9 protein-coding genes are annotated in these 12244 nt (G+C 35.2%); all 9 read left to right on the top strand.

All coding sequences use genetic code 11. The features are described 5' to 3' along the window. Nucleotides 1–876, top strand: an 876-nt coding sequence (locus ACESTK_RS20160) for a DUF5688 family protein (protein ID WP_373120598.1), incomplete at its 5' end; no start/stop codon positions are given. A gap of 223 nt (nt 877–1099) precedes the next feature. Further along, nucleotides 1100–3265 carry a PcfJ domain-containing protein gene (locus ACESTK_RS20155; protein WP_226854562.1) on the top strand — a complete coding sequence of 722 codons (2166 nt, stop codon included), beginning with the start codon at nt 1100–1102 and terminating at the stop codon, nt 3263–3265. A 307-nt stretch (nt 3266–3572) separates the two neighbouring features. Next, entirely contained in the window at nt 3573–5285 is a 1713-nt protein-coding gene (locus tag ACESTK_RS20150; RefSeq protein ID WP_118584289.1) for a hypothetical protein, read from the top strand. A 44-nt stretch (nt 5286–5329) separates the two neighbouring features. Further along, nucleotides 5330–5527, top strand: coding sequence for a helix-turn-helix domain-containing protein (locus ACESTK_RS20145; protein ID WP_226854561.1), 198 nt, complete (start codon nt 5330–5332; stop codon nt 5525–5527). Between the two features lie 67 nt (nt 5528–5594). Then, on the top strand, nt 5595–6881 hold the full coding sequence (locus ACESTK_RS20140) for a site-specific integrase (RefSeq protein WP_226854560.1): 1287 nt from the start codon (nt 5595–5597) through the stop codon (nt 6879–6881). A 982-nt stretch (nt 6882–7863) separates the two neighbouring features. Continuing rightward, complete coding sequence (locus tag ACESTK_RS20135) at nt 7864–7992, top strand: hypothetical protein (protein ID WP_264294287.1); 129 nt, start codon at nt 7864–7866, stop codon at nt 7990–7992. A 204-nt stretch (nt 7993–8196) separates the two neighbouring features. Next, nucleotides 8197–9714 (top strand): AAA family ATPase, encoded by a 1518-nt coding sequence (locus ACESTK_RS20130; protein WP_173717316.1) that lies wholly within the window; start codon nt 8197–8199, stop codon nt 9712–9714. After that, the gene (locus ACESTK_RS20125) at nt 9714–10577 is read left to right on the top strand and encodes an HNH endonuclease (RefSeq protein ID WP_226854559.1); all 864 of its coding nucleotides are present in this window, start codon (nt 9714–9716) and stop codon (nt 10575–10577) included. The genes ACESTK_RS20130 and ACESTK_RS20125 overlap by 1 nt, the downstream gene beginning before the upstream one ends. A gap of 50 nt (nt 10578–10627) precedes the next feature. Further along, nucleotides 10628–11998, top strand: coding sequence for a P-loop NTPase fold protein (locus ACESTK_RS20120; RefSeq protein WP_173717314.1), 1371 nt, complete (start codon nt 10628–10630; stop codon nt 11996–11998). The last annotated feature ends 246 nt before the right edge of the window (nt 11999–12244 follow it).

Here is a 12244-nt window from a genome sequence, read left to right as displayed (position 1 = left end):
TATGATGGGAAACTATCACGTACGGTTCTTAGGGGAGGGAAGGACAGTAATGCTCTTCTCTTACCCGACTATGCCAGTGTGGAAATGCTCTATCAACCCGAACATGCCGGAAAGCCCCTGGCTGTTGGTGGAGATCCTGAGGCCAGACATGGGATTGTTCTGACAGCAAATTATACTGCCAAGCAAAAGGGGGTAAAAACAGGACAGGCTTTGTGGCAAGCTAAAAGTGCCTGTCCGGATCTGGTTGTTGTTCCGCCCAGAATGGATCTTTATCTACAGTTTTCTTCCATGCTGCGGGAGATTTATGGAGAGTATCTTAGACTTGGAAGACAGGATGGATGTATTTCCAGTATGAAGATCCGAAAAGATATCCTGAAAGAATGGAAGCTTACAGAAGAAGAGGTTTGGAAAAATGCAGTGGAAAATACATCTTTAATGACCCCTCCTCGGATTTATAGATGGGAAGAACTTCTTGTAACCCCCCTTTACTCTGGAGATGATTTCATGAATGATGAAAAGCTTTATTTTTTGGATAGAGAGAATTTTGCAGGATTATGTCTTTCGACAGCCCTTCGGACAAATGGTGCTGTGGCTGTCTTTTTGCCAGGTGTTGCACAAAGACTAGCAGATCTTTTGAATGACAGCTTTTACATTGTATTTACAAGCATTCATGAAGCGATGATACATGCGGCCAAAAATGTATATCCGGAAGATCTCATCAAAGTTATGCATGATTCAATAAAAGAAGCTACTTCAGAACAAGATTTTCTGACAGATAAGCTATACTTTTATAATAGAAATGAGGAAAAAATTGCACAGTATAATCCCAAAACGGCAATTATTGATGTGCATTTTCCTATAAATCCGGAAGAATAGTTATAGAATGATCAGATACGGCAGGGAAACCTGCCGTATCTGTCGTTAAAGGAGTCAAAATGTAGGAAGAAAAATATAATCTCATGCAGAAAACGGTTTGTTTGGAAAAGAATGACAAAGGAGCAGATTATGTAGCTGGAATGGAAGAGTAAAACCCTAAAAGTTATGAAAGAGAATCAGCAGCTTTCTCTGTTTGAATACAAAAAAGGAAGGAACGAATCCTATGGAAAAACAAAAGCTTTGGAAACTGAAACGGTTAGAAGCAACGGATGAAATGCTGGAACTGGCTGGTAAGGATATTCCGATAATTACAAATGTTCCCTATGAGAAAATGGAATATCCAACCGGTTTATATGTACGGACGGAACTGGAAGATAATATTTTGAAAGTAGGGATTTTCTTTGCTGAGATTCTTGCATCTGGTGGAAGACGTCCTTCTTACACGTTATTTATCAATCCGAAAAAAGAGTGTTTTACCAGTTACGATTATCGGCTGAAAAAGTGGACGGATAGAATGCTGGATAAGCTGGATTTTCCAAAAGGAGTGAACTGGAAGCATACATGGTGTGCGTCCGACTGCCAGGAGAGAATCTGGAAAGCAATCGGCAACAAATACAAGGACGAGAATGTATATCTTGGAATCCTGGAATACCAGGAGCATTTACGGAGGAAAAAGCGTCTGGAAAAACACCGGAAACGAACAGATGCCTGGGATCGGGTTATGAAACAGGTACATGAAACGCCAAAAGACTGGAACAGGTGGGTAAGAAAAGTCGGTATCACGCAAAACTTTGTCTTTTACCAGTATTCCAGAAAGAAAGAGACCACAGGATACTGTACTTGGTGTGAAAAAGAGATTCCCATTAAGAAACCAAAGCACAATCAAAAAGGTACCTGTCCGAAATGCCGACACCAGATCCGGTATAAGGCAATTGGCCGACAGCGCAGGGTAAGGACCGAACAGGAAACTTCCTATCTTTTACAGACATGTGGGGATGGACTGGTTATCCGCGAATTTATAGCATCTGCACAGTATGATATGCTTGCCTATAATAAGCCGGTGTACCATTGCTGGGAACAAAGAAGATTTGTCTATGACGAACATACGCCTGCTGGAACGGAATATTATATGGGGTATTACCAGGGAACCAATGAACACAGGTGGATCTGTGGTGTACTGGAAAGATATAGTCCATATTTTGGGGGCTGGAAAGAGAAAGCACCATGTTACGAGGGAAGAATTTACAAAAAATCACTTCATGGAATGGAGAATAAAATATTTAAAAGAAGTGGGTTTTATGAATACCTGGGAAAAAAGGAAACTGCAAAGCCAGTCTCATATTTTTGCATGTTAAGCCGGTCTCCATATCTGGAACAGCTTGTAAAAGCAAGACTGGGAAGCCTTGTAAAACAACTTATGGAAAAGAAAATCACAATTGATTATAAGAAACCGGATTCATTGGGACATGCCCTCGGAATTGATAAATTCCGTTTGGACAGACTGAGAAAGAATAATGGTGACCACTTATTCTTGCAATGGCTGCGCTACGAAAAAAAGCATGAACAGGTAATAAAAGATGATGTCATTACCTGGCTGGCACAAGCAGAAATCAGTCCGGAACAGGTAACCTTTATTCTGGACAGGATGCGGCCGGAACAGATCAAAAATTATCTGAAAAAGCAGTCTGCAAATAGCAGGAAACCTCCCAAAGAGCTTGTTGATACATGGAAAGACTATCTGGGAATGGCATTAAGACTTGGAATGGATGTGAATGATGCCATTGTATTCCGCGTAAATAAGCTGGAAAAGCGCCATAATGAGGTTGTCCAGATGATTAAGGACAAAGGTTTGGCGTTAAAAGCCTGTGAAATCGTACAGAAGTTCCCGGATATTGATTCCATCTGTCAAAGCTTGAAAAAATATGAATACAAGTACAGGAATTTTCAGATCATAGCCCCACAAAGAGTGGAAGACATTCTGGAAGAAGGAAGTGAACTGAAACACTGCATCATAGGAAAAGATACCTATTATGAACGGATTGCAAAAAGGGAATCCTATCTTTTGTTTTTGCGGAAAATAGATGCTCCTGAAAAGCCCTATTATACACTGGAAGTGGAGCCGAATGGTACAGTAAGGCAAAAGAGAACTTATTATGACCGCCAGAATGCGGACATTGAGCAGGCGAAAGTATTTCTTTTACGCTGGCAGAAACAGCTTACCAAGAAGCTAAACAAGGAGGACAAGATTCTGGCATTCAAGAGCCGGGATCTCAGGAAAAAAGAAATTGAGGAACTGCGCAAGAATAAGGTAAAAGTGAATGGTTTTGGGTATCGGGGGAAACTGCTTGCGGATCTCTTAGAGGAAGACCTAATGGAAGCTGCTGCCTAAGCTGCAAAGAAACAACAAAAATGGAACTTATTAAAGACAGGAATGAAATTGACACAAATTTTTATGGATGGTATCATAAAAATGGCATTTGGCAGCAGACACTGCATAAACTCTTATTCCAGTTTGGATTGGAATGTATTTGATAAATAACCATAGAGTGTGTATATCTTTGCACCTGGAAATCATGGAAGAAATGATTTTCAGGTGCTTTTTGTTTTCTGTCAAATGTCATAATATATTACCAGGAAAGGGGGAATCAGATTCCTGCTTTGTGTCAAATTCCTGTTTTGGAAAGGATGTAGTAGTTATGCATAAACCCAGACGAAAAACGAATTATTACGAACAATTTTATTATGAATATGAAGGGGTAACATATTCTGGAAAGAAGAAATGTTGTGAGGAACTGGGAATCAATTACAGTACTGTATTAACATATAAACGTGAAAAGAATTGTTCATTCGAAGAGGCTATTGCTCATTACCTGTCACTTAAAGAAAAGAAAACATTTGTTTTTCGAAATCGAAAATGGCTTTCTCTTGATAAATGTTGTGCTTTTTACGGAGTGAATAAATATAGTGTGCTTAATTATATTTATACATATGATTATACGATTCAAGAATCACTTGAAATAATGATCAAACATGCCGAAAAATTGAAATTTCAATATAAAGGAAAATGGTATCCATCATTTCAAAACTGCTGTGAAGAAATGGGAATACCCGCCTGTACAGTAAAAAAATGTATGAAGGAGACTGGAAGATCGAAAACAGTCGCACTAAATTACTGTATCAAGCAAGCAGAAAATAGAAAAAATTTCAATCCTTCCCCATTTACTTACCGAAACAAAGAATATCCTTCTTTCATACTATGCTGTAAAGAATACAATCTGAAAGCAGAACAAGTCCGGTTAAAAAGTCTATCTCAGGATATTTCTTTGCAAGAAGCTCTTGACTTCTATTTACTTCAGCATCCAGTAAAAAGGAAACAAGAATACGATAGATATTTATCAATCGCACCGATAACGGAACAATGCAGACAGTATGGCATCAAAAGATCGGATGTATACAACTATGTAAGAAAGCATAATTGCTCTAATGAAGAGGCTATTAAGTTCTATATAGAACTCAATAAAAAAATTGGAACAGGTGTTATAGAGTTTGAAGGAGTGAAATATGTCAGCCTTCGTGAATGCTGCAAACTACTTTCTCTTTCTTACAGACTTGTTTATAATCGAATCATTAATACCAATAGCACACCTCAGGAAGCGTTACAGTATTTTAAAAGAAAACAGGAAAAATTACTTTTACAAGCAAAAGCTCCAATTTATTTAGAAAATGGGGACTGCTTTGAAAATTTGGAAGATCTGTGTACAGCATTACAGATTAGGTATAGAGATGTCTATGGTTATGCCGAGCGCCAAAATTGTTCTATAACGGAAGCAGCCGATTATTATATAGTAAAAAAGAAAATATCCCAAAATGTAACCATAAAAATAGGTGACCAGATTTACGATGATCTTCAAATATGTTGCAAAGAGCAAGGTATTTCATATAAATGGGTTTGTAAAAAAATAATACAGGAACAGATTCCTGTAACTGAGGCGGTGGAATTTTATCTGGAAAAGAAAGAACGAAAAAAACGAAAAGCCGAACAAAAAATGAAACCCCAAAATCAAACCCCGTCTTTTCAGAAAAATGCTTGGATACAGGCAAAAAAGGTCGTTGTAATGGGAAAAGAATATAAGTCGCTGAACAGCTGTTATAGCGATTTAGGAATTACGAAAAAATTGGTTCTTAGGCGTGTAAAAGAAACAAACTGTTCTCTTGAAGAAGCTATCGTATATGTTTATCAAAGAAAATTGCAAAAGCAATTCATATTCCGTAATGAAACATTTAGGAGCTTTAATGCATGTTGTATGGCATATGGCATTGCACAGGATTCAGTTGCGACGAAATCCAAACGGGAAGGGATAACAAGGCAGGAAGCACTTGAAAAGTTTTTGGCATTAAGAGAAAAATAACGGTACATTGTAGATGAATTTGTAATATTGAAAGGAAAAAGTATATGAGAATTGAAAAAAAGGAACGGGAGGGAAATGAGAAACTTCTTCTTTCAGTAAAAGAGACTTGTGAGTTAACTGGATTATCTGAAAAAACAGTTCGTACTATAATGGCTGAAAATGAATTTTGTGTCCGAATCGGCCGAAGAACGCTTGTACATAGAAAAAAATTTGAGCAGTGGCTGGAGGAACAGGAGACTTGAATATTTTTTTTGAACGTGTTAATATGCTGATGTACTTAAAATCTGGCCTGGAAAGGATGAACGCAATATGGGTAAATCTTTAAAAGGCAAGGAATTAGGACGCGGACTTACGCAGCGAAAAGATGGGCGCTATCAGGCCAAGTATTATATACCAGGCTCCCCGAAAGCACTTTATTTATATGATACTAATTTGGCCAGACTGAAAAAGCGGCGTGATCAGGAAAAAGCAAAATATATTATGGGTTACAGCGATAAAGCAAAAAAATATAAAGTTTCGGAATGGTTTGATGAATGGATGAAACTTTATAAAATTGGACGCATTAAGACGAATACAGTCCGAGGATATGTAGACGGCTTTGAAAGAGCAACCGACTTTATTGGATCTGTAAGGCTGGATTGTCTTACTCCAGCTCATATTCATAATATGGTTGAAAGGTTGCAGGAAGATGGCTACGCGCCATCTTCTGTGACCCATACTTTGAGTATTGTAAAACAGTTATTACAGAGCGCAGTAGATAACAGATTGATTCCAATGAACCCTGGAATCGGTATTTCTATCTCGCAGCATGAAGCTATAACGTTTGATCCAATTACGGAAGATGAGTCAAAGGTTTTATCAAAAGAGGAAGTTGATGCATTTCTTAATGGTGCTAAAAATACAAGATATTATGAGTTATTTTATATCCTGTTAAATACGGGGCTACGCATAGGAGAAATTTCAGCACTTTTGTGGTCTGATATTGATTTTGAAAAGCATCGTATTCGTGTCTATAAAACTTTAAATGAGACGACGGTATTTTATGATGATAGTAAGAACCGCCTGGAGGAAACATACTCAAAGAAACAGATTACTACGCCGAAAAAGAAAGCTAGTTATCGTTATGTGCCTATGACAGAAGGCGTAGAAGCTGCTTTTCGCTCCTGGGAACAAAAACAACTTGTAGATAAAGAGAAATATGGAACGGAATGGGGGAAGAATAATTCCTTTATAGAAAAATATCCTGATCTTATTTTTACCACAAAACCAGGAGGAGCATACCTTCCACAATATGCTTCGGCAGAATGTTCACGGATATTGAAAATTATTGAAAAAAAAGAGACAGAATTAGCCAAACGAGAAAATCGGGAACCACATTTGTTTAGTGTACATCCGCATAAGTTTCGGCATACTTTTGTCACGAGAATGAATCAATCTGGTATGTCACCATTTACCGTTCGCAAGATTGTAGGTCACGCGCATGTTAACATGACGGAATATTATACACACTTGAAACAGGAGTATATTTCAGATGAATTTAATAAATTCTCGGAGAAATATGAAGAGGAAAAAGTTCCGGCTATACCAGAAAAATAACAAAGGAAAATTATGGAAAATAACACTGATAATACAAAAAATACCAAAAGGTGGTCAAAAGGTGGTCAAAACAGTTTGGAAGATGCCACAAACCCGCATAAAATAAGGGCTTCCGCAGATACTATTAAGATGTCACCCATACTTGACAGGTATTTTGTATAATTGATGGAAAAGATTAAAAACACTTGATTTTGCGGTATTTTTTGATTACTCGGAGACTTTTAAGAGTGGCACAAAATAGTAGTAAATTGCATGGTATATTCTCAAAAACAGTGTAGTGTCCAGTGCAGTAAAACAACCTAGAAAAAATTTTTTAACACCAGATCTTGAGTACAGTTTGGTTATAAGAACATGAGAAGTGGGCCGGATTTTACATTTATTTATGTAAAGTTCGGTCCTTTTTGGACACTAAAATAGAAAAATATTATTGTTACAGTTGCAACTTTAGAGTATAATAACAATATAGTCGAAGAACAGATTTGATATACTGTAGAAAGGGAGAATACCGTTGAACACAGAGATTAAAAATTCAATTCTTACGACAGATAAAGACGCACAATATGATGAAAGTGCGAAAAGGTTACTTGGTCAGAAAAGCATCCTGGACAAGCTATAACGATATTAAATGCGTTTATTCTATTTGTGTTTGTATGAATATGACTGAAAATAGTCTGGAACATATTCATCTAGTAAAAGAAAGCATTGTGAATTTACATGCCTGGAAGGGAAAACTTGATTTGATCAATATTGTAATGATTGGTCTATCGGAAGATATTCCTATTCATGAAGAAAAATATGAGTTACATAAATTACTGGGAGCTCTGTTGTCTCAGATCTATCTGTAGATGAAAAACTGGATATTATAGAAAATGAATATAAGATTCCGATTGAAAAAGATTTCAGAGAGGATGTGAGTGCCATATGTAATTTGAGTCAGAAAATTAAAGAAGCTGGAATTGAAATTGGTAAACGAGAAATGATTATGAAAATGTGCGATAAAGGCTATACAATCGCTCAGATTGCTGATGTTGCAGGAATGGATGAAAAACAGATTGAAGATACTATAAAAATGCTGAATTGCTATCAGTATAAAAGATTAAACATGATCTAAGCAAACAAATTATATTTTACAGAGTAGGAGCCTGGCGGGATGTTACAGTGAGCATCTCGCCACTTTATTTATTTGACATGGTTTGGCGAAATATCAGAAAATTCTGCGAGTAGAAGAAAATTAGTTAGAATTTATTACAAAATAATAGTGGGGAGTGAATAAAGAACACATATGAAGTTTAACATTGTAAGTAGAAATTGTGTGATGACCAATTCAGAAATCGTTTATTTGACAAATGATAATTGGAATGATTATTTTGAATATCGAACTATGTACCAAATGTATTATAAAAATCAACATATTGGTGGAGTACGAATTGGTAGAATTGGACAAACAGAAGATCGCCCAGATATTCCAGACGAATTTGAAACATTACCTACAGATTATTTTTCACTTGGTGTAAGTTTGGAATATTATAAAAATCTTAAAAGAGAAGGAATTCCACGTGTAGAAATTCTAATAGCATTGCATGATATAGCGTATGATTTGAAGTTATTGGAGACTGTTCGCGAGGAACGCGTTACTCAGCGTTCTCTTATGAGAGACTTTTCATATTATGCAGTCAAAGAACAGTTTCATAGAATTGCGGATGGTGGCGCTGTCCTGACAGATTATGATTTTAAATACATTTTGCCTGATAAAGACATTACTACTGGCGAAAATTTAGAGCTAGATTTTTATGTGGAGGGAGAGAATAATACCCCACCAAGTAATATTTATGTCCTTATAGGAAAAAATGGAATAGGGAAAACTACAATTATAAAAAAAATGCTTAAAACTTTATTATGTAATAATGATTTGCATACATATGGAGAATTCATTACTGGCTGGGGAGGAAACTTTTCAAATATTGTTAATATTTCTTTTAGTATGTTTGATGATCCCATTACTGAAGTTGATGTCTTTGACAAAATGATATTTTATAAGTATATTGGATTGATAGATGTACGTTATGAAAATGATATTCGGAAGCGAAATGTAAAATATGATCAATTGCCAGATATGTTTTTTGAAAGCTACTGGAATGTGATTAAAAGCATTACCAAAAATGAATTATGGAAACGCTCTGTTAAAATCCTAGAAACAGATTCGACGTTTAAAGAATTAGATATAGGATCTTGGATATCTCAAGAAAAAAGTAAGTTAGAGAAAATGATACTTGCAACAGAAAAGTCAATAGAAGAAAAAAATAATATTGAAAAGAATTTCTTTCGCGAAATTATTAATAATCAGTTTTCAAAGTTGAGTTCAGGACATAAAATTATTTTGTTAACGGTTGTAAATTTGGTTAATTTTGTAGAAGAAAAAACACTTGTAATCATGGATGAACCAGAAGAGCATTTACATCCACCGCTTGTATCAGCTTTTATTCGGGCATTATCAGAGTTAATGAGTTACAGAAATGGAGTTGCTATTATTGCAACCCATTCTCCTGTTATTGTGCAGGAAGTGCCTAGAAGATGCGTATGGAAAATTAGGGGACATGGGAAGTATCGAAAATTTGAACATCCAGAAATTGAAACTTTTGGAGAAAATCTGGGGGAAATAACTACAGAGATTTTTGGCTATGATGTAGGAAGCACTGGATTTCATACAATTCTAAAGAATGTTGCTGATAGGAAAAACTCATATGAAAAAGCTCTCAACGAGTTTCAAGGAGAACTTGGAAAAGAAGCCAAATCAATACTTCGAGCGTATATGTATGATAAGGAAAACACTTAATGAAAAAGTTAGAAAAGCCACAGTTTGATATGGAAACGATTATAGATAATTGTTTGGTTCATATGCAAAATCCTCGAAAAAAGAGAATCACATTAGTTAAGGAAAAAATAAAGAAAAAAACAGAAGAATATGATGAATTAGCTCGGCATGGACAATTGCATATAATACCTGAGCATGACACAATTGACAATATTGCAACTAAAGAAGATATTGAAGCTCTATATACGCAAAGATTTGTTCCGAAAAATCAACCGAATAGAGCATTTTATGATAAAATCTTAGCTTTGGCACCCTATGGAAAATGTCCTTATTGTCAACAAAATTTAGTAAAAACAGTGGATCATTTTTTGCCAAAATCAAAGTATGTTGCTTACACTGTTACACCTTATAATCTTATTCCAGCTTGTTCAGATTGTAATACTGGAAAGTTAGATTCAACATTTCATAATCGTGTAGAAGAGCCATTTCATCCATATTATGATAATTTTGATGACTGTGTGTGGCTGAAGGCAAAACTTATAGAAATGGAACCGGTTTCATTTCAATTTTATGCAGATCCACCAATTGATATATCTGAAGAGAAAAGACAGCGAATAAGTCATTCGTTTTCTGAACAAGGATTTTGCTTGAATAATATATATAAATTGCATGCAGCAGAAGAGTATTGCAGTCGGGAAACAAGATTAAAAGAATGTTTTCAAAAAGGAAAAAAGGAACTAGCTGTTGAAGTTTTACAAGATTTGATTAAAGATGAAAAATCCATTTCACTTAATTCATGGAAAACTGCGTTATATCAATCAATTATTGATAGTGAGTGGTACTGGAATGAATATTTGCCAGAAATATGTAAAGGAAAGGACTAATTTCAGCTATTTGTAAGGGAAGAAATAAAATTCAGATGAGGAAAGATAAAATGGAAAATTTTGAGATACTGCCAACAGAGGAAAATTTAATAAAAACATTGGAAGCGGATCTGCTGGGGCGAAATCAGCAATTATCATATTTTTATAATCTGTTGCTTGCGCAGAAGGGAGCAAGTACTATTGCGGTAGATGGAAAATGGGGAAGCGGAAAAACATTTTTTATAAAACAATCTACGATGGTGATTAATGCAAAAAACCCTGTAAGTATAATTGAAAAAGAAAAAAGAGAGAAGATACTATCAAAATTATTCTTGACTGAAAGTGATAATTATGATGATTGTAATCTTGCTATATATTATGATGCATGGGAAAATGATAATGATACAGATCCTATTGTGTCACTTGTATATGAAATCGCGAAGCAGTTGGGGATGACCTATACATTTGATCCTGATACAGATTTTTTTAAATTGGGCGGTGCAGTTTTAGATGTTTTTAGTGGAAAAAATCTTAAGGGAATTATAGAAAATTTGAAGAGCGATAATCCACTCTCAAAATTCAAAGAACAAAAGGCGTTAGAAGAAAAATTGAAAGATTTTTTTTCAGAAGCATTGAATGAGCGTGGAAATCGATTAGTAGTTTTTATTGATGAATTGGATAGATGTAAACCCAGTTTTACAGTTCGATTATTAGAACAAATAAAACATTACATGCACGATGAGAGAATTACATACGTATTATCAATTAACACAGAGGAATTGCAGCATACAATAAAAAATTATTATGGAGATTCATTTGATGCGTGTAGATATTTAGATCGATTCTTTTATTTAAGAATTAACTTGCCTCCGGTTGACAAAAAGAAATTTTACATGAATATAGAGTTAAATGGAAGGTACTATTTAGAAATAATTTCTAGACGTATTATTGATGTTTATAATATGCAATTAAGAGAAATAACTCGTTTTTATCGGCAGGTACGAACTGCGGCCTATGTTCCTACACATGATGATGAAAAATGGAATTGTATATTTCCAGATGGAGAAGCTAGACAATTTATGTTATCTTGTATAGTTCCAATTATTATAGGATTGAAAATGGTAGATATATCAATGTATGAACAGTTTATTTCTGGAAAAAGTGGAAAACCTATGGTTGATATATTAAACACTAAAGAATTTAGTACTGGACTACTTTGTCGTTTCTTAAAAGAGGATGAATCTTTTTCTCAAATAGAAAAAAAGAAATTGATTACACCTGAAGAAAAAATTCTTGAGATTTATAATGCTATATTTGTAAATAAATATTCTGGCAATGATTACCAAAAAACAATAGGTAAATGTGAATTTGATGCTGATTCAAGAAAATTTGTTCTGGTGGCAGCAAGTATGTTATCTCAATATGCGAATTACGAAATATAAAGGTATAAGTATCAGATAAATTATGTGTAGACCAGAGGGGCTAATCAATTAATGATTAGCCTCCTGCTCGGTGTCGATTTATTGGTTACTTTTCAGCTAGGTTATAAGCTTCCAGGGACCAAGGAGAATTCAACTCATTCAATCAATTCCAAAAAGAATTCACTTTCCGGAGACTGTGAGAAAAAGTCTGTAAATAAGATTCTTCTATGATATGCAAGGGTGGCAAGCCTGAAAATCAGGCTTCTC

The organism is Ruminococcus sp. Marseille-P328 (assembly GCF_964249465.1).
GTDB classification, from domain to species: domain Bacteria; phylum Bacillota; class Clostridia; order Lachnospirales; family Lachnospiraceae; genus Blautia_A; species Blautia_A faecis.
This window is presented reverse-complemented; position numbering and strand designations above follow the sequence as displayed.

Excerpts from the sequence above, each read along its gene's own strand:
- ACESTK_RS20145 (WP_226854561.1), top strand. The coding sequence starts at position 5,330 with ATGAGAATTGAAAAAAAGGAACGGGAGGGAAATGAGAAACTTCTTCTT.
- ACESTK_RS20155 (WP_226854562.1), top strand. The coding sequence starts at position 1,100 with ATGGAAAAACAAAAGCTTTGGAAACTGAAACGGTTAGAAGCAACGGAT.
- ACESTK_RS20130 (WP_173717316.1), top strand. The coding sequence starts at position 8,197 with ATGACCAATTCAGAAATCGTTTATTTGACAAATGATAATTGGAATGAT.
- ACESTK_RS20120 (WP_173717314.1), top strand. The coding sequence starts at position 10,628 with ATGGAAAATTTTGAGATACTGCCAACAGAGGAAAATTTAATAAAAACA.
- ACESTK_RS20135 (WP_264294287.1), top strand. The coding sequence starts at position 7,864 with ATGAAAATGTGCGATAAAGGCTATACAATCGCTCAGATTGCTGATGTT.
- ACESTK_RS20140 (WP_226854560.1), top strand. The coding sequence starts at position 5,595 with ATGGGTAAATCTTTAAAAGGCAAGGAATTAGGACGCGGACTTACGCAG.
- ACESTK_RS20125 (WP_226854559.1), top strand. The coding sequence starts at position 9,714 with ATGAAAAAGTTAGAAAAGCCACAGTTTGATATGGAAACGATTATAGAT.
- ACESTK_RS20150 (WP_118584289.1), top strand. The coding sequence starts at position 3,573 with ATGCATAAACCCAGACGAAAAACGAATTATTACGAACAATTTTATTAT.